Genomic DNA, 25540 nt, shown 5'->3' with positions numbered 1-25540 from the left:
GTATGATGTTATTGCAACTTCGCAATAGCACCCTACTATAATACTATTTTATGCTGAATTTGTCACTACCAAATCCAGTTTTTTTGTTATTTTTTTCTACCAAACGAATAAACCAACCGTTGCGGCAGAGAGTAATGAGACTAAAATCCCAGATAAGAGCATGTAGCCGACGTTTTTAGCAATCATATCATTCTTTTCACGATCAACTAAGCCCTTGAAGGCGCCGATGATCATGCCGACTGTTGAGAAGTTGGCAAATGATGTGACAAAAACGGTTAAAACTGCTTGATAATGTGGTGCAAAAGTTGTGATTGAATTTTGAACTTTACCCATGACAACGAATTCGTTCGTTACTAACTTCGTGCCCATATATTGTGCAAATTCAAAGGCATGGCTGACATCTAAGCCCATCAACCAGGCAAATGGAAACATCACGATTCCTAGAAGATGTTCAAGGGTAATCCAAGGGTTAAATAATTGTAATACTTTATCAATCAACGCTGCCAAAGCAACAAAGGCGATGACGTTAGCTGTGATGATTAAAACTAATTTACCGGCATTTAAAATTGAATCACCTAAGAATGAGAAGAATGGTTCGCGTTCAATCTTACCGTCAGCGGCTTCTTCTTCGCCAACTGCTGAACCACTACCACCCATTTTGGCGATTGTGTCTTCTTCTGGTGTCACTTTAACCGGATTTAAAATGTTGGTCACAATAATAGCGTTAATAATATTGACCGGAATAGCGGTTAAGATAAATTGTCCTGGCATCATTTGTGTGTAAGCCCCGATAATTGAAGCCGTCACACAACTCATTGACATCATCGCAAGCGTCAATGTCCGTTCTGCCTTCATTTGTTTCAATTGTAAGCTTGAAACAGCTAATGCTTCTGTATTCCCTAAAAACATCATTTCAACTGCGAAAAATGATTCGAACTTAGGTTGTCCCGTGATTTTAGCTAAACCACGACCTAACCATTTGATAATCCATGGTAAGACACCGATATAAGTTAAGATATCAAATAATGGAATAATCATTAGGATGGGGAGTAACACACTGGCTACGAAATCCATCTGTTTAACATTTACCCAACTTGGTAATGCGAATGCAATCCCCGTGTAAGCAACTTGAACGAGCCAATTAAACCCGTTGGCAGCACCTAAAACGATGTCCCGACCAACTGAAAAACTTGTTAAGAACCAAGCTAATACAAGGTTAATCACTAACATAATTAAAACTGAGCGCCAATCGATATCCTTCTTTTTCTTTGAAAAAAGAAAGCCGACTCCAATAAAAACTAATAACCCTATCACATTTACAAGCAAATACACGTTCCGCCACATCCTTTGTTTGTCTTTTTGTACCATTACAAATAATACCGTTATCGGCACTAAAAGTAAACTGGTTATAACAAAAACAGCGTCATCAAGTAAACTTGATGACGCTGTTTTTGACTGTTATTTTATCAAACCATCTTAGTAACTACTTTGCCACTGAGACTGCTCCTGTTGGGGCTGTTGCCAGTTTGACTGTGGTGCACTCTGGGAATATTGGGTCGTATTATCTTGGGTGGTTGTTGTGCTGGCGGCTTCACTGGTTGTCGTGCCATCTTTTAGGACACTTTCTGGATAAATCGTAAATTCATCTTGATATTCCGTTGCCGCAAAGTTCGTGTTTAATGCATTTTGTTTTGTTTCCGCATTATCAATATTCGTTTTCTCTAACCCAAGTGACGTCCGTAAAACATCTGACACGCGTTGAATTTCACTGGTTGTTGGCACTTGGTATGATGAGCCATCGATTGTTGCATTACGCCCCTTGAGGTAATCAGAGGTAATTGATTTCGCCGCTGTCCGGTAATCAGATTGAATGGCCACCATGTCATCAAAACTTAGATCCGTTGCGACGCTATCTTCTAGCGTCTTCAAGATTGATTCATAATTGGTGAGGGACTTGAAGGAAACTGCTGATTTAATCAACGACGTAATGACTTGGCGTTGCCGTTTTTGACGGCCATAATCGCCTTCTGGATCATCGTAACGCATCCGTGAATAATCTAACGCTTCTTTCCCGGTTAGATGCATCTTACCCTTTTTGAAGGTTGTATTATATTTGAACGAGAATGGGACGTTAACATCAACGCCGCCAACAGCATCAACGATTTTCGATAAGGCCCCCATGTTAATCGTTACGTAATAGTCGATAGGAACATCAAACATCTTCTCAACAGTTTTTTTAGCCATTTTAGAGCCGCCAACATTATAGGCTGCGTTAATTTTTTGCATATCAAAAGACTTCGTACCTTGTAGTTCCGCTAAAGTATCCCGCGGAATACTGACTAACTTAACTTGTTCTTTTTTAGGATTGACGGTTGCAACAATCATTGTATCTGAATTACCTTTATCAATTCGCCCTTCAGCACCGGTATCAACACCTAGTAATAAGATTGAAAAGGCCTTTTTATTTTTAATCGCTTTAGAAGTGGCTTCCGATTTATTGATTTTATCGGCTGCAGACTTCAATTGGCTACTGACCCGCATCGCATACGCGCCACCTGAAAAGACGAGAATCACGATGATTAATAGGAATATTTTTAGTTTTCGATGGCGTTTGCCTTTTTTGTATTTATCTTCTCTTGAGCCAAAAAAGTTAGAATTCTGCATAAGTGGTTCCCTTCTATGTTGTACTAGCGCGAATGTTATGTATGTTGTCATTATAGCCGAATTATCAAAGCAAACAATCGTTTTTAAGAAAAGTTATACAATTTTAATATTTATTTTGAAAGGTTTCGTGGCTGAATTATCTCTGAACTATGCTAGAATATGTTTAATTATTCATATTTTACGGAGGTTTATTATGGCAATTCACAAATTACCCACACGCTCTGAAGTCCCTGAAAACTTAACCTGGGACCTCAGTACCATTTTCAAAAGCGACTCAGATTTCGAAGTAGCTGTCGCAACGCTCAAACAGGCACTACCAGCACTTGAACAATACAACCAACCGTTTAAAACGGCTGATCAACTCGTAACAACGATTGAACAAGTGCTAACGCTCTTTAGACAGTTAGAAACGGTCTACGTTTACGCTAGCATGAAAAACGATCAAGATACAGCTAATACCACTTATCAAGGTTATCAAGCTCAGGTCGATGCTTTAGCAGCTGACGTTTCAGCGGCGGCCGCCTTTTTAGAACCCGCTATCCTCGAAATTCCCGTTGACCAATTAACTGACTGGCAGACCAATGAGCCAGCACTTAAAAGTTATCAACATTTTATCCAGACTATCACTGATAGCCGCGAACATGTCTTATCAGGTCAAGAAGAAGCCCTAATTGCCGCTGCTGGCGATATCTTTGGTGCTGCTAGCCAAACCTTCAGTGTTTTGGATAACTCAGATATTCAATTCCCAGACGTTGTCGATGAAACCGGCCAAACGCATCAATTATCAAACGGCCTCTATAGCCAATTGTTACAATCAACCGATCGCCAGGTCCGCCAAGACGTCTTTGAAGCACTCTACAGCACTTATGATCAGTTCAAAAATACATTTGCGACAACCCTTGCGACTGAGATCAAAGGGCACAACTACCTCGCTCAAGTCCATCACTACGACAGTGCGCGCCAAGCAGCCCTCGCACCTAAAGCCATTCCTGAATCAGTCTACACGACCTTAGTCGACCAAGTGAACCAACATTTGCCATTATTACATCGTTATGTTAAATTACGTCAAAAGCAATTAGCATTACCGCAATTGCATATGTACGACTTATACACACCACTTTTAGGCAAACCCGCTTTGAGCTACACTTATCCACAAGCACAAACAACAGCGCGCGAAGCATTAGCCGTCTTAGGGCCTGAATACACCCCAATTGTGGACCAAATCTTCGATCAACGGCAAATTGATGTCGTTGAAAACAAAGGCAAGCGCAGCGGCGCTTACTCTGGTGGTGCTTACGATACCAATCCGTTCATTCTCTTGAATTGGCAAGACGATCTTAACAACTTATACACACTGGTCCACGAAACTGGCCACAGTGGCCACAGTTATTTAACACGTCACAATCAACCTTACGTTTATGGCGATTATCCAATCTTCGTCGCTGAAATTGCGTCAACAACGAATGAAAACCTGCTTACTGAATATCTTTTGAAGACCCAAAAAGATCCCAAAGTTCAAGCCTACTTGTTGAACTACTACCTTGATGGTTTCAAAGGGACTGTCTTCCGTCAAACACAATTTGCCGAATTCGAACACTATATTCACGATGCAGCAGCCAATGGAACCCCTCTAACGGCTGACTTCATGTCAACTTACTACGCTGACTTAAACGCTCACTACTATGGCGATGCCGTCGCCAAAGATCCTCAAATTGCCTTAGAATGGGCTCGGATTCCCCATTTTTACATGAACTATTACGTTTATCAATATGCAACTGGTTTTGCCGCTGCGACGACGCTCGCTGATCAAATCAGTACGAACCAACCGGGTGCACTCGACAATTATCTCGCCTACCTCAAAAATGGGAGTGCCAGTTACCCAATTGAAACGATGCAAAAAGCCGGTGTGGATATGACTAACGCCGATTATCTCGAACACGCTTTTGATGTTTTTGAACAACGCCTCGATCAATTAGAAGCATTACTTGCTGATATGTAACTATTAAAAAAAGTCTGGCCAGTGGCCAGACTTTTTTTAATGACTAACATGTTGATGATATAAAAGTGCAATAAAGTAAAAGATGAATTCTAGCGTTGCGATGAAGAAGGTCACTGGCCAATTGGTAATATACCCTAACCACAAACCTAACCAAACGCCTAATAAAGCCGCTCCGACAGAAACTGCCAACATCGCCGGTACACTCTTCGCAAGATATTTTGCAATAAAGGCTGGTAAGGTCACTAGGATAAAGACTAATAACGAACCCACGATTTGGGCCGCGATACTAACACTAATAGCCAAGAGGATTAGGAAATAAATCGATAACCAATTGGTTTTTAATCCTTGTGCTTGGGCGCCAATTGAATCGTATGAATCAAAGACCAAGTAGCGGTAAAAGAGTAAGATGCCAACCACAATGACTGCTGACAACGTAATTAACTGGTAAACATCCGTTAAACTGATCCCGATAATTGAACCAAATAAGATATTTGTTGCGTAACTCGCATTGCGGTTAGATAGCGACAAGAATAAAATGCCTAGACCGACAAACAAACTTGAAATCGCACTAATCGACGCTTCTCGTCTTGATTCCTTGGCACTCATCTGGCCAATTGTAATCGAACTAATCATCGTAAACAATAACATCCCGTTTAGCGGTGCGATGCCTAAGAAGACACCAAATGAAGCACCTGCAAAGCCAATCTCGGCAAGCGTATGCGCTAAAAACGACATATTTCTAGCGACAACAAAGACCCCGATTAAACCACATGTAATTGCAATAAACGTACTGGCGACAAACGCATGCCGCATAAAATCAAAAGTTAACACTCAACCGTCCTCCGCTTTAATCTAATTCTAGGTTAGGGTCTAATTGACTCATTGGCCCCATTTCGTATTGACCGCGCTTTAAGAATAAATATTGATCCGTATACTTACGCGCTAAATCTAAATCATGAGTGACAAAAATCACGGTTAAGCCATGCAGACGATTTAGCTCTGCCACTAGCGCCATCACTTCTTCTTTAGTTTCAATATCCAAACTGGCTGTTGATTCATCTAGAATCAAGAGATCCGGTTCACTGATTAAAGCTTGCGCGAGGTACGCCTTTTGTTTTTCGCCACCAGAAGCATTGCCAACCGTTGTTTTTTGAAGGGCCGTTAAATGCGTCTGGGCCAAAATCTTATCTAACGCTTGGCGCTCTGACTTCGTATGCCAAGGCAGATGCTTGGTTAATTGATTAAGGCTGACAAAGCTCCGAATAGAGAGCGGATATTCCGCTTCTAAATTCCGAAATTGCGGCACGTACCCAATATTTAAACTTTGCTTGTCTGGCGAAAAAGTCAACTCGCCGGCGGTCGGTTGCAAACTACCGATTAAGATTCGCACGAGGGTTGTTTTGCCAACACCGTTAGGGCCAATCAAACTCGTCATGCTACCACGTTCAATTTTAAAATTAAGATCCTTTAGAACCTGACGATTACTGAAGGTCATTCCTAAATTTTTGACACTTACTAATTCTGTCATTTTACGTTTTGAGCCTTTCCTACTGCATCAAATTGCTGCTGCATCCAAGTTAAATAGGTTTGTTTAGCTGGTAGTGTTTCTGTCACCTGAACAACTGGCACTTTTTCCTTCGTTGCTAATTGGTGCATCTCTTTAATTGTCCGACTTTCTTCTTGCTTGTTAACAACTAAAAAGGCAATTTGATGTTTTTTAATGAGTTGACGCATAGCGTCGATATCTTGTGGTGATGGATCCGTACCGTCTTCGATAGCTTTAGCAAAATGTTGGTTAGCAACTTGATAACCCATTTCTTTCAACGCATAATCGAAGACTGGTTCACTGACCGCCACTTTTTGGCCCTTAGCTTGCGCCTTGAGCCCTGCCAATTGTGTTTTCAAACCCGCTAATTTCTTCAAGTAAGCTTGACCGTTATTTTGAAAATCAGCTTTATGTGCTGGATCAATCTTACTAAAACGCGTGATTAATTGTTTAGTGAGTGTTGGCATGGTCTCTAAATCATACCATAAATGTTCATTGTCGCCATCTGTTCGTTTCATTAGTTTATTGACCGTGATCATTGTTTGCTGATCTGAATCCGAACTGGCTGCCACCTTGGATAACCACTGGTCATAGCCCAGACCATTTTCAATCACAACATCGGCTTGTGCAACCTTCTTAGCATCTTGAGTTGTTGGTTCGTATGAATGGGGATCTAAACTAGGGCTGTTAATAATTGACGTTACTTGCCCGTGCTTGCCTAAGACCGCTTTTGCAGCTTCACCGTAGAAATCTAGTGACGAGACCACCTGAATGCCTTTGGTGGTCTGTTTAGTCTGACCACAACCGGCAATCACCATTGCGACCATTAATAAAAGAGCGACTATGCCCAATCGTTTTTTATTCATCTCTTTCTCCTTTTTAAATCGTAATAGTTACGCTTTACTTGAATTATTTTACAGGAGTCCGCCCGTTTGTCAATCTTTTTCAGAAAAGAACGTCATCAAAAAATAGGAATTGCGACAAAATAATTTCTGCCTCAACTCCTATTAGTCGATTACCAAATTTGTTCAACCTGACCGTCTTGGGTTACAAAATAGCCTGCCCGAGGTGAATCTTCGTTAGGGGCGTAGCAATTAATTAAATAACCTTGTTGTGCATTACGTGTGATCAACCCGTTATTTAAGTAAGATAAATGCGCTTGTGTTTGACCAACTTGTTGCATGACTAAGCGAATCGCTTGATTGCCATCCACAGTTGTTGGTTGACTTGTTTGTGGTTGGTTAGTCGTTGCTGATGATTGGCTATTAGCTGATGACTGTGCGCTTGATTGTTGCGCACTTTGACTCTGTGTGCCCTGCGATTGACTCGTTTGACTACTTTGACTAGTTGTTGCTTGACTAATTTGCGTTGAAGCGGATTGACTGCCTGCTGATGTCGAATCAGTTGCACTTGGTGTTTGACTACTTTGGCTCGTCACTTCAGAATCACTTGTTGATTCTGAAACAGATTCTTCTGACGATTGACTTTGTGCTTTCTTTGAATGACTTGTCTTTTTAACACTTGTCACTTTTGATTCAGATGAAGATGAGCTCTTTGCTTCTTGCTTTTGACCGCAAGCACTCAATAATAACAATCCTGAAACTAACACCGTACTCATTACAACTGATTTTTTCATCATAAACCCTCCACATTCTTTTTTTAGCTTAAGTATTGTGCCACTTGTTTGGCAATCACCATATCAGTTGGGTAAGGTGTATCGACACCACGCACCTTCTGATAGGCATCCGCCCCTTTAGCAGCCAATACAACAATGTCCCCTGGTTGGCTTTCTTCGATAGCTTGTTTAATCGCTGTTGCACGATCAATTTCAACCGTCGTGGCAACCTTATCTTGATCGATACCGGCTAAAATTTCCGCCGCAATGGCAGCTGGATCTTCATAACCCGGATCATCGGTCGTTAAAATCGCGCGATCTGCATATTCGTTTAAGACTTGCGCAAAACCAGCCCGTCTTGAAACCCCCTTATCGCCAGGACTCCCAACAACCACTAGTAACTTAGGTTGATTGTATTCCTTTTGAAGGAAGCTCAATAGTGCCTTCATGCTAGCGTAATTGTGGGCGTAATCCACGTAAACTTGACCATGACCTTCAACCGCTAGGGTTTCCATCCGGCCTGGAATCTGCAAACGACGAATACCTTGTTGGGCAGCGATTAAATCAGCACCGCCTAAGGCTGCACCAATAATGGCCGCCGTCGCATTACTTTCGTTAAAATCGCCAATCAGCCGTAATTGATAATCTCCAGAAACGCCTAATTGAATCGCTTTTTTAGAAACGGCCGTCACTTTAAAGCGACTTTCAGCTAAGGTCATGGCTTGATTTTCAAAGCGGAAATCAATGTCCACCGGTTGTGCTGGTTGATAACTCGTGTCCGCAAATAAGTAGATATTTTCTGGTTCAGTTGTCGTTGTCGCTGCAGCGTACACATCACCGAAGTTTTGTGTTTGCGCGTTAATCACACAGTGCCGTGAATTAACGAGTAATTGCAATTTACAGTGTAAGTAATCTTCAAAGTTAGGATGTTCATTAGGACCAACATGATCTGGTGAAATGTTCAAGAAGAAGCCAACATCAAATGTTAAACCGTAAACCCGATTTTTCTTATAGGCTTGTGATGACACTTCCATTACCAAATGCGTCATGCCGTTTTCAACAGCCTGGCGCATATCGTGGAACAAGTCCAAACTTTCGGGCGTCGTTAAGTCTGACTTAAACCGGTCCTCAGGTTTAGGCCCCAGTACCCGATCGATTGTTGAAAAGAGTGCTGTTTTTTGGTTAGTAGCCTCTTGTAAGATTGATTGTGTAAAGTAAGAAGCAGTCGTCTTCCCCTTAGTCCCCGTGTACGCCACGATGAAGAGGTCGTCTTGTGGGTAATCGTAAAAGGCAGCTGACAAGACAGCCATCGCCTTTTGCACATTCGTCACGATTAACGCGTTCATCCCATTGCCTTCAACAATTGGTTGTTCTGCAACGTAAGTGACCGCACCCGCTTCTTTAGCGTTCGTTAAGAATACGGGGCGGAAGTTTCCTTTACAGAAAAAGAGGGTATCTGCTGTCACCTTACGTGAATCATAGGCAATCCCTGTCATATTCAAGTTTGAATCCCCGTTGAGGGCTACACTTTTTAGTAAATAATGCTCTTTTAAAATTAATGTACATGCATCCAATGTTAAAGCCATTTTCGTCCTCCTAGACTCATTATGAATTGGTTTAATTATAGCATATTCAAGCCTAAACCGATTGAATAATGCTGACAAATCGGCGTTATTATCACTAAAAAAAGAATGCTTAAACGATCGATTCTCGCTTAAGCATTCCTCTGATTTAATTAGAATAAATTAGTGAAAAATTCACGAACACCCGTACCTATTAAGACAAAGACATTAGCTTTTGGATCAGCCGTCTTGGTTTGTACTGTATATTGCGGTGTCGTCCCTAAGTAACGGTTTGTCACGCCCGCAATCTTCGGTGTCACTTTACCGATGACGGCCGCCTTCTTAACAGGAGCCGTTAGTTGGCGTTTTTGACCACCTTGAACCACTTGATAATCCCAATCAACATTAGCAACTTGTGTGCCTTTAGGAACCCACATTGCAATTGCTTGCGGTGTTTCAAGTGCGACAGTCTTCGTCCGACCATACTTCACATCAGCCGTTGCAAAAGGTTTGATGGTTGCCCCTTTTTTGACGAGTTGCGTTTGTTGCCAGTTATCAAAAACATATTGCATCACTTTATTGGTTTCAATAAAACGACGCCCTTTGTCACTACCATTAGCGTGCATTACAACGGTTAAAATCCGTTGGCCATCTTTAGTAGCCGTCCCGGTAAAACAATCGCCAGCTTTATCAGTTGTCCCGGTCTTCAAACCGTCGACAACGTAATCTTTGGGCGCATTATTTTGGCCTGGTAACATTAAGTTCCAAGTGGCCATCTTCGTTTCGTCGATCGTCTTAGGACCAAACGTAAAGGCCGTTTGTTTAGTTGTTTCTAACACTTCTGGGAAAGTCTTCAATAAGTGTTGGGCCACGATTGCGACTTCTGAAGCACTCATTTCGTTTTCCGCATCAGCGGCACTACCTGGATACGTCTCTCCTGTTAAATACTGGTTATTCAACCCTGAAACGGAATATAACTTAGCATCCTTAATGCCCCATTGACTGACTTTTTGGCGCATCAAATCAACGAAGTTCTTTTGTGAACCAGCCACTAAATTGGCTAGCATCATTGCTGCATCATTTGCTGAAGCAATCAACATCGCTTGATATAATTCACGAACGCTATACGCCTTATCAGCTTGAAGTGGGACGTTTGTTAATTCCTTGTCCTGGCTCAACTTATAAATGGCAGCGTCTGGTTTAGTGGTTTGCTCCCACTTCAACTTACCTTGTTTAATTTGATCTAAGACAATATAGGCGGTGATCATCTTAGTCATCGATGCAATCGGTAAGACTTGGTCAGCATTCTTTTCATACAAGACCTGTCCTGATTGGGGGTCGATTGCAATTGCGGCGCTAGCGTCAACCTGCGGTGCGCTAGTGGCCGTAGCCGCTTGAACACCCTGTTGCGTTGCACTTGTCGCAACAGCCACTGGGGTCACTAATAAAAGGCCAGTCATTAAAACCTGTAATATTCTTTTAAACACAATGCTACTCCTTAACTGTTTTTAGCGGCGCCATTTTGAGGTTCAATCTGACGTCCTAGTTTTAAAGGTAAGTGTATCACAAAACTAGTCAGTTCTGGGGTGGAATCTGCATAAATATAACCGCCGTGCAAGGCTACAATACTTTGCGTGATCGCTAAACCGAGCCCCGTCCCGCCCGTTTCTTGTGAACGTGATGCTTCCACGCGATAAAAACGATCGAACAATTGATTTAATGAGTCACTTGGAATTTGTTGCCCATCATTGGAGACTTTAATGATTGCCTCTTGACCAACCTTTTCGGCTGATAAAATGATTTGCTTGCCACCTTTGCCATACTTCAATGCATTGGCAATCAAATTATTGAAAACTCGGCCCAACTTTTCGGTGTCAGCTTCCATCATCAATGGTGCAGGTTGGCATTCTACTGTAATCTGCATATTTTTCTTCTGGGCTTCTAATTCAAAGCTAGCCGCTAGTTGTTCCAGCATTTGTTCCATATCAAAAGTCGTTTTAGCAATTGGCGTTGAAGTTTGCCGAACCTTTGTGTATTCGAATAAATCTTCAACTAAGACCTTCATTTGTTGGGCCTTCACATAGGCCGTATGTGTGTACTTGGTTAATTCATCCTTGGTTTGATACTGATTATCTTCAATTAAACCTAGGTAACCAATAATGGACGTTAATGGTGTGCGTAAATCATGACTGACGTTAGTGATCAGTTCATCCTTACTCTTTTCAATTTTGCGTTCTTCTTCCATTGAGCGGACCGTGCTATCAACCAGTGTATTGACACTATCAATCACGCGTTGCAAATCGCGATTAACCCGCAAGTTGATGCGGTGTTCTAGATGACCATCAGCGATGTAATGTAATTCACCAATAACGTGCCACATCTGCATTTGGTGATAGCGGCGAATTAAGCGCCAATAAACCACTAGCACATCCGCAATTCCCATCAAAATCACAAACCAGTTTTGCCAACTCCAGATATGCCAACCATTAGGGCCAATCGCAATCGCATTTTTAATCATCCAAACGCCACCGCGCAATTGCGGATTATTAACGATTGCTTGTTGCAATAGGACCATAATTGATAAATTTAACAACAACAAAAGGATCACCGTAATGATCCCCTCAGCAAACAGCTCACTCTTCTCTTTGGCAGTGAGTTGTACTTTTTTAAAATCTTGTCCGACTTGATATTCGTTCATTAGACCTCGACCTTATATCCGACACCCCAGACGGTTTCAATCACTTTTTCCCCGTCAGTTGCTTCTTCGATTTTATCCCGTAAATGACTAACATGGACCATCACGGTTTTAGCTGACACGATACTTTCTTGCTTCCAAACCCGTTCAAAAATATCATCCGCTGAAAAGACCCGGTTAGGATGGCTCGCTAAAAGATATAAAATCCCGAATTCAAGCGCCGTTAATTGGATTTGTTTGCCCGCAATCGTTGTTACCTCATGTGAATCGCGCTTAATCACAAGTGGCCCAACTTCTAAGATATCCGGCACTTCGTTTGTCACCTGTTGTTGGCTGCGCCGTAATAATGATTTCACACGTGCCATCACTTCAAGCGGGTTGAATGGTTTAGACACATAATCATCCGCACCTGTGATGAGGCCTTGGATTTTGTCCATATCCGTTGTTTTGGCAGAAACCACCAAAATCGGCACTTGTGAATCCTTGCGAACCGCTTTGATAACTTCAATCCCGCTCATATTAGGCATCATAATATCTAAAATCATTAAATCAATGCCCGGGTTAGTGGCAATTTTAGTCAAAGCTTCCTTGCCGGTAAAAGCTTGAATGGGTTCATAACCTTCATTTTTGACATAAATACTGAGTAGTTCAACAATTTCTTTATCATCATCAACAATTAGAATTTTCATATTAATTACCTCATTTAATTTAAACACGTTTGAGTGATTCGCTATTATTGTAACAAAGAATCGGATTGGTAAGGGTAAAGAATTCTTTAAATCCATCCATAAAAAAGACGCCGGCGACAAAATTAAATTTGCCCCAGCGCCTTCATTTTAACATAGGTTTATCTTGCTGAATAATTAGGTGCTTCTTTTGTAATTTGAACATCATGTGGATGTGATTCTGTTAAACCAGCGTTTGAGATTTGAACAAATTGTGCATTGTCCTGTAAATCACGGAGGTTAGCAGCACCAACATAGCCCATCCCTGAACGTAAACCACCAAGTAATTGGTAGATAACATCGCCAAGTGCGCCTTTGGCAGCTACGCGACCTTCGATACCTTCTGGGACTAACTTGTTTGCTTCATTCACGCCACTTTGGAAGTAACGATCTGATGAACCGTGTGACATGGCAGCCAAGCTACCCATCCCACGATAAGTCTTGAAACGACGACCTTGATAGATTTCAAATTCGCCAGGTGCTTCGTCAGTACCGGCTAACATGCTACCAAGCATAACGGCATTACCACCGGCTGCAAGAGCTTTAACAATATCACCTGAATACTTAATGCCACCATCAGCGATAATTGTCTTACCATATTCACGGGCGACACTAGCAGCATCATAAATGGCTGTTAATTGTGGGACACCAACGCCGGCGACAATCCGAGTTGTACAGATTGAACCAGGGCCAATCCCAACTTTAACAACATCCACACCAGCATCATATAAGGCTTTTGTGCCTTCAGCTGTTGCGACGTTTCCTGCAATCAAGGTTGCTTCTGGGAAGCGAGCCCGGATTTCGGCAATTTTACGTAAAACACCAGCTGAATGACCATGCGCTGTATCAATGATAATGGCATCAGCACCAGCTTTTAATAGGGCTTCTGCACGGTCAAAAGTATCACTTGTGACACCGACAGCAGCAGCAACTAATAAGCGACCATATTGATCCTTAGCAGCCTTAGGGAATTCTTGAACTTTTTCAATATCTTTAATCGTGATTAAGCCCGCTAAGCGACCATCATCACCAACTAAAGGTAATTTTTCAATTCTGTTTTGTTGGAGGATTTGTTCAGCTTCTTCTAAAGAAGTGCCCACAGGTGCTGTTACAAGTGCTTCGTGAGTCATGACCGTTCCGATTTCAACAGAGAAGTCAGAGATGAAGCGTAAATCACGGTTCGTAATAATCCCGACTAACTTAAGCTCATCGAGATTTGAAACGATTGGGACACCACTAATGCGGTATGTGCGCATCAAATCTTCAGCAGCACTGACAGGTTTGTCCGCTGTTAAATAAAACGGATCAATAATAACACCGTTTTCTGAACGTTTAACCTTCAATACTTCATCTGCTTGGCGTTCGATACTCATATTCTTATGAATAACCCCTAAACCACCTTGACGCGCCATAGCGATTGCCATTGGTGCTTCCGTAACGGTATCCATGCTGGCACTCATAATTGGTGTGTTCAACTTGATATTCTTAGCAAGTTGAACTCCTAGATCAACCTCATTTGGTAATACGTGACTTTCCGCTGGTACTAATAAGACATCATCGAACGTAAACCCTTTTTTTGTAAATTTTGATTCCCACGCAGACATAATCTTCCTCCATTCATGAACTTAATCGGCCATCAATCAACTAAATGTTCGTATTAACCATCATGATTAACTGATTTAAAATTTGATAAAATATTAGCAGATTTTTCAGTAAAGGTCAATGGGCTCTTACTAAAAACTTATTTTACGATCAATTGTCTTTAAACGGTTTCCGAACATTCAAAATAAAGGTGCATATCATCAATCTTCGTTATACAATAGAAGTAACTTATTACAAAGGATGGATTGGCATGCAAGAACAACAACGGGTTTTAAATTTAACACGTAGCTATAATCTTCGCGAACTAGGTGGTTATCCAACCGTTGACGGTAAGACCGTTAAATGGCATAAATTACTGCGCTCAGGCAGTCTTAACGCACTAACCGCAACAGACATTGAGGACCTCCTAAATTACGGCGTTGCTTACGATGTTGACTTCCGTTCCCGTCATGAAATTAAGGTTGCCCCAGATCCATTTGACGACAGCCAATTAACCTATCACCGTCTTTCGGTATTTCCGTTCACCGATCAAGCAGACGCCCCTAAAAAACCAGCGAAAAAGGGATTATTTCATCTCTTCGGTAAAAAAGAACCTGCTACACCCGAACGTTCAAGCATGGACCGAATGTACGAACAATTAGTCACAGACTCTCACGCACAAGCAGCTTACCGCGACCTATTTACCGTATTATTGAATAACCATGGCAATGACGGTGCGGTCCTTTATCACTGCTCAGCTGGCAAAGATCGAACTGGGATTGGTACAATGCTCATCCTCAGCGCATTAGGCGTAGACTGGGCAACCATTTCAGATGATTTCGTCCTTTCAAACGAAGTCCTAGGCTTAACCACAACGGCACCCACTCGCATCAGCAGCAATGACGCCCAAGTCGCGGCAATGAATGGCAAGAGCGTTTCAAAAGCCCATCTCGAACTCGTCAGAGAAACAATCGAACACCATTACGGCAATATGGACAACTACTTAGCCCAAGCAATGGCCCTCAAATCAGAAGAAATAGCGCAATTAAAGAAGGACTACTTAGAATAGAGTGCCTTTGCAAGTGTTTAGATTTTGAGCATTTGCCTAGGCCAGTGAATAAGCGACGCAGTCGATTATTTGCGGGACGTAGCAAAGCGCAGAAATCTACTTGCAATGACACGTTTTAGCTAGAGTGCTCTTGAAGCTTGGTCAGATTTTGAGCATTAACATAGAGTGGCGAATTAGCGATGTAATCGCTAGTTTGACAATCGTCGTTAAGCGCAGAAATCTAGCTTCAATGGCACGTTTCGACTAGCGTGCCCCCTTTCAAAGAGACACCAAAAGAGGTGCTCCCAAAGTTAATTTTGGGAGCACCTCTTTTTACCGTTTTTAGAGCAATTACCACTCTTCCATATATTAATTATGCACGCTTTTTCATGTGATTACAAGACTGTTCTTTTCATATTGGACTTGCTACACTAGGTAAACAACTTTATAAGGGGCTGATTGTATGACAACCGATTTTGAACAAGAACAAACCCACCTAACCACAATTTATCAACAACTAACAGCCACTTTAGCGGCCATCAACGATGCCCAATCGCAGAATCATCAGGCTGGCAACACCATCAAGGCCCAGATTACCGGTGAAGCTAAACTCAATTTTGATTCATATGCTGATAACCTCGACACCTTTGCCGCTCTAGAAACCATCAATAAAGAAATCGATATGCTCAACCTCAAAACTGATTCATTGCTCGCTAGAAAAGACGAAACGTTACGCCTCTTAGAACAACCCTACTTTGCCAAAATCACACTAACCTTCCCGGAAGAAACTGACAGTGAGGACTTCTATCTTGGTTCAGCTAGTTATACCAATCAAGATGGCGAACCTGTTATTTTTGATTGGCGTTCACCAATCGCTGATGTTTATTATCAACAGACATTCGGCCCCACGAGTTACCAAGCTAATGGCCGCCAAATCCCGGTAACTTTAAATCAACGACGCCAATTTCAAATTCAAGCTGATCAATTAATTGATTTCTTTGATACCCAAATCGCGATTGAAGACCCACTATTATTAGCAACGTTAAAAGAAGCTAAAACAACCCAGATGAGTGCCATTACCGCGACAATTCAAAAAGAACAAAATACGATTATTCGCCAACAAACGACTGACCACCTTCTAATCGATGGCATTGCCGGCAGCGGTAAAACGTCCGTTATTTTTCAACGAATTGCCTATCTCCTCTATCGACAACGTAAGGAACTAGCGCTCAACGAAGTGTTGATGATTTCACCTAACCGTCTTTTTCAGGATTACATTGCCCAAGTTTTACCAGATTTTGGTGAACAAACACTGGTCAACCTCACTTTGCAACAACTATTAGCGCAGTTGCTGCCAGAAGAGTTGGCAGATCTTCCGATTGCAGCACAACCGGTTACCCCTAGCAATTGACCAACTAACATTGCAAGTAAGCGACTTCCAGTCATTAAATAGCGGTTTACCCTTCACAATTGACGCCGCCACTAGTTATCAATTTTTCTTGAAGACGCCGGTGGATGCACCATTGGACAAACGCATTCAAGCCACCCAACAACAACTCACAAGTTATCTACAGGAACAATTAATGACAATTGCCAAAACCCCCACGACTTTAACACGTTTAGAAAGCTTAACGGAAACCGAACAGCAACAAACCTTCGGACGCTTAATTCGCGAAGACGAACCATTAGCACCGCTCGCTTTAAAAATGGTCCGCTATGATTACCAAGATTTATCTGAACAATTGCACGATTATCAGTGGTTAGCCTTTGACCAAATTATTGCGCGCCAATCAACTGTGGATGCCGTGATTGCGGCACAAGTTTACGGTTATTTAACGCAGCGCGTTTTCCCAAAAGTTAAACAAGTCTTCATCGATGAAGTGCAAGACTATCACGCTAGCTCATTACACCTTTTTAAACAGCTTTTCCCCAAGGCGCAATTCACCGTCTTCGGTGATCAACATCAAAGTCTCACACCCCATAAAATTCAATTCAGTAAACTGCCCGCGATTTTTCCTAATCTAAAAACCTAAGCATTGCGGACGAGTTACCGCTCATCCGGTGCGATTACCGCGTTATTCAGTCAGCTATTCCCTGACTTAACCGATGTTCACGCGGTCCAACCGCACGATGTTCAACCAACTTATCTGAGTGCGACTAATGATACGGACTACCTGGCACAAATCCAAGCGCAAATCGAGCAACTGCCTACTGACCAAACATTAGCGATTATCACCCCCGCCGGTCAGTTTGATGAGCGCCTTTTAAAATTAAAAGATGTCCACCACTTATCCACAGAAACGACCACCCTCCCCGAAAGTGGGGCCTTCACATTACCATTAACACTCGCTAAAGGTTTGGAATTTGATAACGTCTTGTTATACGACTTAATCAATGACTACTACACTGAACCAACAGTGGGGCGTAACCGCCTCTACACCGCTATTTCAAGAGCGACACACCGCTTAACGCTCAGTGCACTTGGCACCTTACCGAATGCATTAAACGCATAATCAAAAAATCCCGATTCAGCCAATATAAAATGGCTGAACCGGGATTTTTTGGAGGCTTGAAACGTGTTCCTTCAGCCATATCCTTCCGGTTAGCTACGAATCACAAATGATCGACTTCGTCGCTCATTCGCAATCCACTGCTAATCCTCAGGATATAACCGGCTGAACTCACACTCTTATTCAAATACAAATTGATTGTTATACAATTCTGCGTAGAAGCCTTCTTGTGCTAGTAATTCTTGATGATTGCCTTCTTCGATAATTCGGCCATCTTTTAAGACGATAATCCGATCCGCATTTAGGATGGTTTTCAAGCGATGGGCGATCACAAAACTAGTCCGACCCTGAATCACGTTTTCCATTGCTTTTTGGATATGGCTTTCAGTCACCGTATCAACGTTACTTGTTGCTTCATCCAAAATCAAAAGCGCTGGATCCGTGATAATCGTCCGCGCAATACTGATCAATTGTTTTTGACCCGTACTAAAGATGTTGTCTTCTTCGCTAACCTTCGTTTGATAGCCATCTTCCAACGTCATTATGAAATCGTGAATGTGCGCTTGTTGCGCCGCTGCAATCACTTCATCGTCAGTCGCATCTGGTTTTCCAAAGACGATGTTATCGCGAATCGTCCCTGCAAATAAGACTGATTCTTGAAGAACAATCCCCACGTGTGACCGTAACGTATCCAAATCCATATCACGGATATCAACGCCGTCAATCTTAACGGCGCCTTGATCCACATCATAGAACCGGTTCATCAAGTTCATGACCGTCGTCTTACCAGAGCCAGTTGGTCCAACCAACGCAATCATTTGGCCCTTATCAACCTCAATATTCACGTCGTGCAGGATTTGTTTGCCTGGTAAGTAACTAAAATCAACATGTTCCATCGTTACTGAACGTTCAATTCCGTTGAATTGTTGCCCATCAGTTGGACGAATTTCATCATCTTCATCAAAGACTTCGTTGACCCGGCGCGCACCGGTAATTGCCAATTGAATCATGCTGTAACTTGATGAGAGTTGCGCAATTTGATTATAGAATTGTTGTGAATATTGCACGAAAGTCACGACTAATCCTAAAGCAACGGATTTTTTGATATCCCCGTTGACCGCTAGCCAGCTCCCAAAGAAGATCACGATCGCCGTATTAACCAGTGACATCCCTTGCATCAATGGGAAAATCATCCCTGAATAAATTTGGCCTTTCAAGGTCGCTTTCCGGACACTTTCGTTATGTTCAACAAAACCATCAATCGTTTCAGCTTGTAGGCTGTTGGTAATAATCACTTTTTGACCTGTGATTTTTTCATTGATATAACCATTTAACTTACCCACTTCATCTTGTTGCACATTAACGTATTTTTGCGCTTTGTTGATAATGATCCACGCTAAAATAAACGAAATTGGCACTGACGCGATTGTGACCCACGCCAATTGGGTATCTTTTCTAAACATCATAATTAGCAAACCAATCAATAAGGCCGTCCCCGACACCAATTGGCTTAACACTTGGTTCATCGCGTTATAAATATTATCTAAATCACTCGTAAAACGGCTAAGGATATCGCCATCTGAATGGCGGTCAAAATATTTAATCTGCATCTTTTGTAATTTATTGAATAACCCAATCCGCATCCGGTTGGTCGATAACGCATTGACGCGTGAAAAAGCGGCGCTTGAGACAAAAGTTGCCGCTGAACTCAAGACGTAAAAAAGGACTAACGACACAATGACATCAATAAAAGCATCTTTAGAAGCCCCACTGGTTGGTAAATGCTGGGCTTTTAAAACCTGAAACTTCGTGGCGTATTTAACCAGTTCATTCAGTGCATCCCCAATATATTCGGGCGCCTTGACTTGTAAATAAGTGGCAAAGACGGTCATCACAAGGATAATCGCAAAAGATGGTTTATAGCGTTTTAAATAATGGTAGAAAAAGACCATGGCACGTTTAAATTCTTTCATAATTTAGCCTCGCTTTCCCTTTTGAGTTTCGAAAATTTCGCGGTAAACAGCACTTGTTTCTAACAACTCATGATGCGTTCCGACACCGACTAGGCGACCTTCATCTAAAACCAAGATTCGATCAGCATTGACCACTGATGAAATCTTTTGCGCAATAATCAACGTCGTTGTATCGGCTAATTCTCGATCAAGGGCTTCTTTTACCAGTTTTTCAGAATGGGCATCCAGCGCACTCGTACTATCATCTAAGATTAAAATCTTAGGTTGGCCAATCACACCACGTGAAATTGAAAGGCGTTGCTTTTGCCCGCCTGAGAAGTTGGCACTGCGTTCTTCAACCGGTGTATCATACGTATCGGCTAACTTCTCGATGAATTCCTTGGCTTGCGCAATGCCAGTCGCGCGATCCATATCAGCCGTACCAGCATCTTTTTTACCATGCTTCAAGTTCTGGGCAATCGTGCCTGAGAAAAGAATCGCTTTTTGAAGCACGAATGACACTGAATCGTGTAAGTTATGTTCGTTCAATTCCTTAATTGGGACCCCACCGATACGAATCTCCCCTTTTGTTGGATCGAACAAACGCGGAATTAATTGGGCCATCGTTGATTTACCGGCACCAGTTGCGCCGACAATCCCGATCATTTCACCCGCATTAATTTCAAAACTAATATCGTTCAACGTATCATGATCATCTTCTGGATAACGGAAGCTGACATGCTCAAAAGCTAAGGTCCCAGCTAAGTCTTGATCTGGCACATCAGGGTACACAATATCAGGATCTGTGGAGAGGATTTTTTGGAGTCGTTTCAACGAAACCGCCCCACGAGAAGCCATCATCATCATCATGCCGCCCATAATAATCGACATCATGATTTGCATTAAGTAGTTCATAAATGAGGCAATTGCAGCGATTGCTTCCGGATCTGTATCGACTAAGTTGCCAACAAAATAAATTGAAGCAACAACTGCCAAGTTAGCAACCAACATAAATGATGGAATCATCACTGAAAAGAGCATTCCAACAACCGCCGTATGTTTTTCTAATTGGTCACTGGTTTTTGAAAAGCGATTAATTTCATTATCTTCTTGGACAAAGGACTTCACAATCCGCGTGCCCATTAAATTTTCTTTAGCGAGGTTGTTAATCTTATCGATTAAATTTTGAATCGCACCAAAGTGCTTCCCCATTGAGCCCATTGATAAAAAGGTAATCACAAAAACGAGGACCACTAAGAGGATGATAATCCACCATAAGCTCGGAATTGAGTTCATCGCTAAAATAAAACTCCCGACAAATAGAATCGGAATCCGGACCAATGTTTGGAGGGACATCATAATCACATTTTGAATCTGGGTCATATCATTCGTTAAGCGCACAGAAAGATTCCCAACTGAGAATTTCTCAATGTTAGCAAATGAAAAAGTTTGAATCTTTCTAAAAGTCGTTTCCCGAATATCGGCGGTCATCCCTTGTGCGGTAATCGCCGACGTAATCGTATTGACCACCCCAGCAATTAAACCGACAACGGCAATCACGATGAGATAAATCCCAATTTGCATCACTTTATCTTGATCATCTTTCATAATGCCTTCCAAAACGTTTTGTAATAGTTTTGGTTGCCATAGTGAAGACGCAACAGATATAATGGTGGCTAATATAGATAGGCTAAAAACGCCTAGATATGGCTTCAAGTGCTGTTTCAATAACGACATGCGCATCCCTCTTTTTCCTATAAGTTGATTAGCCTGTACAAGTCATGTACAGTATAATCGAACAGTGTTCGAGTTAATACTTTAACAAATTTTAAAAATAATTACAATTCTTTTTTCTGAAAAATAAAGGCGGTTTATTAAGATGGTTAAACAAACAATTTCAGCAGCCCAAATTACGGCCGCTGCCTTTGAAATTATGCAAACAGGCGGGACAGTTGAACAACTCTCAATTCGTAAAATTGCGGCCAAGCTCCACATTGGTGTCGCGACTTTTTATTGGCACTTTGAAAACAAACAGGCCCTCCTTCAAGCAATGGCTGACGAGATTATCGCCGGGATTCAATTTCCACCAACGACGACGGCTATGCCTTGGACGAAACAAATCAAGCTGATCTTCAAAACAATTTATGCCACCTACCTTGAACAGCCTTACGCAGCCGAATTAATGTTGCGGACCGTCCCTGCGACCAAAATCCGCCTAAGTCTCATTAACCGCCTCTTACAAATCTTATTAGACGCCGGCTTCACACCCGAACAAAGTAACCTGGCGATTGAATCCATCGACCACTTCATGTCAGGCCTCTTCGCTGATATCGCGGGGAAAATTGAGATGAAGCAACGCGCGCTCAGTCAAACTGATCCTTATCTCGCACAACTCCCGCTGAAGATGAAAACAATCGCTGCCGACAATCATTTCGACGCTTTTTTAAAAACGTTCGAACACCACCGGCAACAGCAGCAACACTCCGCCGAAAAATTCATGTTGGGCTTAGATATTTTCCTAGCTGGCCTTGAGCAACAACGCCATTCTTAACCATCAAAAAAGGACTTGGGACAAAATTGCTTTTGTCTCAGGTCCTTTTTAATTACTCTTCGTTATTTCGGATCACTAACCCATACCAAAGTGCCATGATAGCGACAATCGTTACGATATACAATGGCAATCGACTGATTGCGCCTGTATGCAACAAACTCATGCCGTAAGTCAAAGCACTGATTGCAAGGTAATAACCAAAACTAAATAGCCCACTGGCAGTGCCAATCACCGCTTCATAACCGACTAATGCCAGGTTTAAAACAACTGGTAAAGTCGTATTCAACCCCCAAAAGACGATTAGAATTAAGATGACCATCAACAACAGCTGATCATAATAACTGGCAACCAACAATAATAGACTCCCTATTAAAGCGAGTACTAAGCCAATTTTAGCCATCATCACCGCGCCAAACTTGGGTGCGCCGTAATTGGTAGTCATTGCGCCTAAAATGCTAGCAGCGGCTAACACAAGGCCTAACCAGCCATATTGAACCGTGCTGAGATGGAAATGATTGATAAAGATAAACGGCGCTTCAGCATAATAACTGAATAGAATGCCGTTGATGCCGCTAATCACGGCCCCGTAAACCCAGACTTTTTTATCCGTTAGTAACCGTTTCGTCACTGCCCCGATATTGACCTGTGCCGGCACACCAGCTGGCCGCGTTTCTGGTAAACACGCACCCGCGTATAAAATCGCGCCAACCGCCATCATAATTAACACCGAGAAAACTTGGCGATAACCAAAATAGGTTTGGACAAGACCGCCAATCAACGGGCCTAAGGCTGGTGCAAGTGCCATGGCCGCACCAACTTTGGCAAATACTTGGGCCCCGCGCACACCACTGAAGGATTCACGCATAATGGTTTGTGTCACCACTGAACCAACACTCGCGCCAAAAGCTTGCACTAATCTCGCTAGAATTAACCAACTAAAATGACCGGCTAATAGCAGGCCGCCATTACCAAGCAGATAGACACCGATTCCCAACAACATGGTTAGTCGTCGCCCAATCTGATCGGATAACCAACCCCAGAATAAAACACCAAAGGTAAAGGCCATAAAATAGGTGCTCATCGTCAATTGTGCCGTTTGCGCACTGACGTGAAAGGCCCGACTAATCATCGGTAAGACGGGTGTAAAAATTGATTCGCTAATTTGTGGAAATCCCACCAACACAATCATTAATAGAATTGATGGGCTTTTTTTGAGACGTTTTTCATTTTAAAACTCCTAATTAATTTAATCTGCTGAAAAACGTCTTTAGTCACTTACGGTCGCACTTTGGATAAATTGTGAATAACTCATCTTCAACCCTCCTCATTTAATTTAGTTGACTTGTTAAACAATTCCTACCAATATATCAAAAAAACGTTGCAAGTTCAAGACATAGAAAAAGAGGTCTCGAAGAGACCTCTTTAACATGTTTTTCAAGTTAGGTTCCTGTGCTTAGCTTTTAACGTGCTTCCAAAGCCAACTTACTGCGTTTAGCACCATTAGCCAAACAACCAGCAAAGCTGGTTATTCGTCTAATTTTGCTAATCCTCGTAAGTTAACCGGCTTTTCCAGCACTCATTCTTTTAACGTGCTTTTCAGCATATATTTTTCCGGTTAGCTACGCCACGCAAATAAGCGACTTCGTCGTTTATTTACGCAGCTATGCTAATCCTCGAAATATCCCTATGCTGGAAACCACTTACTTTTTTAACGTGCTTTTAATTCACAACTTTCTGCGCTTTGCTACATCAGCCAGACAATCGCCCTTGGCGCTTATCCGTCTGATTATGCAAATCCTCAAAAGCTAACCGTGAATTAACGCACTTACTTTTTTACCAGCTTGCTTTTTTGACGCCTGGGATTTGGCCTTTGTGAGCTAATTCCCGGAAATTGATCCGGCTCATGCCGAATTTACGCATAAAACTTCTTGGTCGGCCATCAATTAAGTCCCGGTTACGTAGACGCACTGGACTTGAATCCTTTGGTAGTTCTGCTAAAGCAGCGTAGTCGCCTTCCGCTTTTAAAGTCGCGCGTAGATCCGCATATTTTGCGACCAATGCGCGTTGTTTTGCTAATTTTGCAATCTTTGATTTCTTAGCCATTAAATGGCCTCCTTCTATTATTAGTATTATTGCTATCTCCCTCAGAAAATAGCCTGATTAGACACCCAATTCAGCTATCCTATACCAAACTGACTCGAAATTCAATTAAAAAGACTTACAAAAAGTAACTATATTCTAATTGCAACGATTTCGCTCCCCTATGCTATACTTTAACTAAGATTTCGCTCAGAAAGGAACTTCTATATGGCACAGAAAAATATTCTCCAGTACTTGCTCCTCGGTCTATTAAATCAGGCGCCCAAAACTGGATACGACCTCAAACGCGTTTTTGAAAATGAAATTGGTGAATTTTGGCAGGCCAAACACAGTCAAATCTATCCCGAACTAAAACGCCTTGAAACCGAAGACCTGATTACCCATATCGAACTCATTTCTGGCACTAAACTCATGAAGAAACAATACACAATTACCCCTAGTGGCGTTAGTTATTTCAACGAGTGGCGCTACTCACCCACCAGTGAAATTCTCGCTAGCAAGGATGAATTCATCCTCAAACTCTATTTTATCGAATCAAAAAATGATCAACATTTACCTGCTATGTTTGCGGAACAAACAACCTTGCACACCGATAAGCTCACCCATTTATTGGCCCGCAAAGCGCTTGTCTTCCCTAACCAAGCAACGATTACTGCCAATTATGGCCACTATCTGATTTTAGAACATGCGATTAATCGTGAACAGGATTACCTAAAATGGCTTGCCACCGCTGATTGCTAATCTTTTTAATCCACCCTTAACAAATCTCAGATAAGTGCTATGCTATAAGAAGAAGTAAATCAAGTTAGGCTGTTTTTTCATTTGTATACGTTATAATAACGCGCTTGTACAGGTGGTCAGTTGACCAATTGTATGGGCGCTTTTTATTTTGACGGCAAATTACAAGTTTAATCCGAACAAGCCCGGAATCTTTCAATGGCAGTCTGTTGATGATGTATTTTTAATGGTCGTTGATTAATTAGTTCAAGTGC

Annotated in this window: 22 protein-coding genes; 7 read left to right on the top strand and 15 right to left on the bottom strand. The window is 42.1% G+C overall.

Annotated elements, in window-relative coordinates:
• Positions 1 to 96: 96 nt before the first annotated feature.
• Both NDN60_RS08325 and NDN60_RS08320 read right to left on the bottom strand, forming a co-directional pair.
• The gene (locus NDN60_RS08325; protein WP_011373997.1) at positions 97 to 1332 is read right to left on the bottom strand and encodes a NupC/NupG family nucleoside CNT transporter; all 1236 of its coding nucleotides are present in this window, start codon (positions 1330 to 1332) and stop codon (positions 97 to 99) included.
• Positions 1333 to 1476: 144 nt separating this feature from the next.
• On the bottom strand, positions 1477 to 2664 hold the full coding sequence (locus NDN60_RS08320; RefSeq protein WP_099947230.1) for an LCP family glycopolymer transferase: 1188 nt from the start codon (positions 2662 to 2664) through the stop codon (positions 1477 to 1479).
• A 199-nt stretch (positions 2665 to 2863) separates the two neighbouring features.
• Between NDN60_RS08320 and pepF the strand changes: the two genes are divergently transcribed.
• Positions 2864 to 4663: an oligoendopeptidase F gene (pepF, locus tag NDN60_RS08315; protein ID WP_172952570.1), complete on the top strand. Its 1800-nt coding sequence runs from the start codon at positions 2864 to 2866 to the stop codon at positions 4661 to 4663.
• A gap of 36 nt (positions 4664 to 4699) precedes the next feature.
• Here pepF and NDN60_RS08310 read toward each other — a convergent pair whose 3' ends face one another.
• From NDN60_RS08310 to guaB, 9 genes are all read right to left on the bottom strand, one after another.
• Complete coding sequence (locus tag NDN60_RS08310) at positions 4700 to 5476, bottom strand: metal ABC transporter permease (protein WP_011373994.1); 777 nt, start codon at positions 5474 to 5476, stop codon at positions 4700 to 4702.
• 34 nt (positions 5477 to 5510) lie between these two features.
• Positions 5511 to 6191 carry a metal ABC transporter ATP-binding protein gene (locus NDN60_RS08305; RefSeq protein ID WP_056947332.1) on the bottom strand — a complete coding sequence of 227 codons (681 nt, stop codon included), beginning with the start codon at positions 6189 to 6191 and terminating at the stop codon, positions 5511 to 5513.
• Positions 6188 to 7075 carry a metal ABC transporter solute-binding protein, Zn/Mn family gene (locus tag NDN60_RS08300; protein WP_056947329.1) on the bottom strand — a complete coding sequence of 296 codons (888 nt, stop codon included), beginning with the start codon at positions 7073 to 7075 and terminating at the stop codon, positions 6188 to 6190. The genes NDN60_RS08305 and NDN60_RS08300 overlap by 4 nt, the downstream gene beginning before the upstream one ends.
• Positions 7076 to 7224: 149 nt before the next feature.
• Complete coding sequence (locus tag NDN60_RS08295; protein WP_056947326.1) at positions 7225 to 7845, bottom strand: hypothetical protein; 621 nt, start codon at positions 7843 to 7845, stop codon at positions 7225 to 7227.
• A 23-nt stretch (positions 7846 to 7868) separates the two neighbouring features.
• Positions 7869 to 9410 (bottom strand): UDP-N-acetylmuramoyl-L-alanyl-D-glutamate--2,6-diaminopimelate ligase, encoded by a 1542-nt coding sequence (locus tag NDN60_RS08290; protein WP_099713111.1) that lies wholly within the window; start codon positions 9408 to 9410, stop codon positions 7869 to 7871.
• Between the two features lie 149 nt (positions 9411 to 9559).
• Positions 9560 to 10873: a serine hydrolase gene (locus NDN60_RS08285; protein ID WP_231953059.1), complete on the bottom strand. Its 1314-nt coding sequence runs from the start codon at positions 10871 to 10873 to the stop codon at positions 9560 to 9562.
• A gap of 11 nt (positions 10874 to 10884) precedes the next feature.
• Positions 10885 to 12084 (bottom strand): sensor histidine kinase, encoded by a 1200-nt coding sequence (locus NDN60_RS08280; protein WP_056947319.1) that lies wholly within the window; start codon positions 12082 to 12084, stop codon positions 10885 to 10887.
• Positions 12084 to 12770, bottom strand: coding sequence for a response regulator transcription factor (locus NDN60_RS08275; RefSeq protein ID WP_011373987.1), 687 nt, complete (start codon positions 12768 to 12770; stop codon positions 12084 to 12086). The genes NDN60_RS08280 and NDN60_RS08275 overlap by 1 nt, the downstream gene beginning before the upstream one ends.
• A 158-nt stretch (positions 12771 to 12928) precedes the next feature.
• Complete coding sequence (gene guaB, locus NDN60_RS08270; protein ID WP_076631972.1) at positions 12929 to 14410, bottom strand: IMP dehydrogenase; 1482 nt, start codon at positions 14408 to 14410, stop codon at positions 12929 to 12931.
• A 248-nt stretch (positions 14411 to 14658) separates the two neighbouring features.
• Here guaB and NDN60_RS08265 point away from each other — a divergent pair, with 248 nt between their 5' ends.
• The 4 genes from NDN60_RS08265 (at position 14659) to NDN60_RS08250 (ending at position 17948) form a co-directional block, all read left to right on the top strand.
• Positions 14659 to 15456: a tyrosine-protein phosphatase gene (locus NDN60_RS08265; RefSeq protein WP_056947313.1), complete on the top strand. Its 798-nt coding sequence runs from the start codon at positions 14659 to 14661 to the stop codon at positions 15454 to 15456.
• 442 nt (positions 15457 to 15898) lie between these two features.
• Complete coding sequence (locus NDN60_RS08260) at positions 15899 to 16846, top strand: UvrD-helicase domain-containing protein (RefSeq protein ID WP_099947227.1); 948 nt, start codon at positions 15899 to 15901, stop codon at positions 16844 to 16846.
• Positions 16815 to 17468 (top strand): UvrD-helicase domain-containing protein, encoded by a 654-nt coding sequence (locus NDN60_RS08255; protein ID WP_099947226.1) that lies wholly within the window; start codon positions 16815 to 16817, stop codon positions 17466 to 17468. The genes NDN60_RS08260 and NDN60_RS08255 overlap by 32 nt, the downstream gene beginning before the upstream one ends.
• A 3-nt stretch (positions 17469 to 17471) precedes the next feature.
• The gene (locus NDN60_RS08250; protein WP_099947225.1) at positions 17472 to 17948 is read left to right on the top strand and encodes an ATP-binding domain-containing protein; all 477 of its coding nucleotides are present in this window, start codon (positions 17472 to 17474) and stop codon (positions 17946 to 17948) included.
• Between the two features lie 176 nt (positions 17949 to 18124).
• Here the strand turns inward: NDN60_RS08250 and NDN60_RS08245 are convergent, their stop codons facing one another.
• A complete protein-coding gene (locus NDN60_RS08245) occupies positions 18125 to 19918 on the bottom strand; it encodes an ABC transporter ATP-binding protein (RefSeq protein ID WP_056947304.1) in 1794 nt (597 codons plus the stop codon).
• Positions 19919 to 19921: 3 nt separating this feature from the next.
• Complete coding sequence (locus NDN60_RS08240; RefSeq protein ID WP_099947611.1) at positions 19922 to 21634, bottom strand: ABC transporter ATP-binding protein; 1713 nt, start codon at positions 21632 to 21634, stop codon at positions 19922 to 19924.
• 142 nt (positions 21635 to 21776) lie between these two features.
• Between NDN60_RS08240 and NDN60_RS08235 the strand changes: the two genes are divergently transcribed.
• Positions 21777 to 22448 carry a TetR/AcrR family transcriptional regulator gene (locus NDN60_RS08235; protein WP_056947300.1) on the top strand — a complete coding sequence of 224 codons (672 nt, stop codon included), beginning with the start codon at positions 21777 to 21779 and terminating at the stop codon, positions 22446 to 22448.
• 52 nt (positions 22449 to 22500) lie between these two features.
• Here the strand turns inward: NDN60_RS08235 and NDN60_RS08230 are convergent, their stop codons facing one another.
• Both NDN60_RS08230 and rpsN read right to left on the bottom strand, forming a co-directional pair.
• Complete coding sequence (locus NDN60_RS08230) at positions 22501 to 23637, bottom strand: multidrug effflux MFS transporter (protein WP_056947296.1); 1137 nt, start codon at positions 23635 to 23637, stop codon at positions 22501 to 22503.
• Between the two features lie 644 nt (positions 23638 to 24281).
• Positions 24282 to 24551, bottom strand: a complete 270-nt coding sequence (gene rpsN / locus NDN60_RS08225) for a 30S ribosomal protein S14 (RefSeq protein WP_025016208.1) — start codon at positions 24549 to 24551, stop codon at positions 24282 to 24284.
• Positions 24552 to 24755: 204 nt separating this feature from the next.
• On the opposite strand from rpsN, the gene NDN60_RS08220 reads away from it, so the two are divergent.
• Complete coding sequence (locus tag NDN60_RS08220) at positions 24756 to 25289, top strand: PadR family transcriptional regulator (protein WP_056947293.1); 534 nt, start codon at positions 24756 to 24758, stop codon at positions 25287 to 25289.
• Positions 25290 to 25540: the final 251 nt, after the last annotated feature.

The organism is Latilactobacillus sp., from assembly GCF_033176295.1.
Lineage (GTDB): Bacteria > Bacillota > Bacilli > Lactobacillales > Lactobacillaceae > Latilactobacillus > Latilactobacillus sakei.
Note: the sequence above shows the minus strand (reverse complement) of the source record. Positions and strands in the feature narration are given on the sequence as shown.

Excerpts from the sequence above, each read along its gene's own strand:
- NDN60_RS08320 (WP_099947230.1), bottom strand. The coding sequence starts at position 2,664 with ATGCAGAATTCTAACTTTTTTGGCTCAAGAGAAGATAAATACAAAAAA.
- rpsN (WP_025016208.1), bottom strand. The coding sequence starts at position 24,551 with ATGGCTAAGAAATCAAAGATTGCAAAATTAGCAAAACAACGCGCATTG.
- NDN60_RS08310 (WP_011373994.1), bottom strand. The coding sequence starts at position 5,476 with ATGCGGCATGCGTTTGTCGCCAGTACGTTTATTGCAATTACATGTGGT.
- NDN60_RS08275 (WP_011373987.1), bottom strand. The coding sequence starts at position 12,770 with ATGAAAATTCTAATTGTTGATGATGATAAAGAAATTGTTGAACTACTC.
- NDN60_RS08300 (WP_056947329.1), bottom strand. The coding sequence starts at position 7,075 with ATGAATAAAAAACGATTGGGCATAGTCGCTCTTTTATTAATGGTCGCA.
- NDN60_RS08265 (WP_056947313.1), top strand. The coding sequence starts at position 14,659 with ATGCAAGAACAACAACGGGTTTTAAATTTAACACGTAGCTATAATCTT.
- NDN60_RS08230 (WP_056947296.1), bottom strand. The coding sequence starts at position 23,637 with ATGATTGTGTTGGTGGGATTTCCACAAATTAGCGAATCAATTTTTACA.
- NDN60_RS08280 (WP_056947319.1), bottom strand. The coding sequence starts at position 12,084 with ATGAACGAATATCAAGTCGGACAAGATTTTAAAAAAGTACAACTCACT.
- NDN60_RS08290 (WP_099713111.1), bottom strand. The coding sequence starts at position 9,410 with ATGGCTTTAACATTGGATGCATGTACATTAATTTTAAAAGAGCATTAT.
- NDN60_RS08220 (WP_056947293.1), top strand. The coding sequence starts at position 24,756 with ATGGCACAGAAAAATATTCTCCAGTACTTGCTCCTCGGTCTATTAAAT.
- NDN60_RS08260 (WP_099947227.1), top strand. The coding sequence starts at position 15,899 with ATGACAACCGATTTTGAACAAGAACAAACCCACCTAACCACAATTTAT.
- guaB (WP_076631972.1), bottom strand. The coding sequence starts at position 14,410 with ATGTCTGCGTGGGAATCAAAATTTACAAAAAAAGGGTTTACGTTCGAT.
- NDN60_RS08295 (WP_056947326.1), bottom strand. The coding sequence starts at position 7,845 with ATGAAAAAATCAGTTGTAATGAGTACGGTGTTAGTTTCAGGATTGTTA.
- NDN60_RS08305 (WP_056947332.1), bottom strand. The coding sequence starts at position 6,191 with ATGACAGAATTAGTAAGTGTCAAAAATTTAGGAATGACCTTCAGTAAT.
- NDN60_RS08245 (WP_056947304.1), bottom strand. The coding sequence starts at position 19,918 with ATGAAAGAATTTAAACGTGCCATGGTCTTTTTCTACCATTATTTAAAA.
- NDN60_RS08235 (WP_056947300.1), top strand. The coding sequence starts at position 21,777 with ATGGTTAAACAAACAATTTCAGCAGCCCAAATTACGGCCGCTGCCTTT.
- NDN60_RS08240 (WP_099947611.1), bottom strand. The coding sequence starts at position 21,634 with ATGTCGTTATTGAAACAGCACTTGAAGCCATATCTAGGCGTTTTTAGC.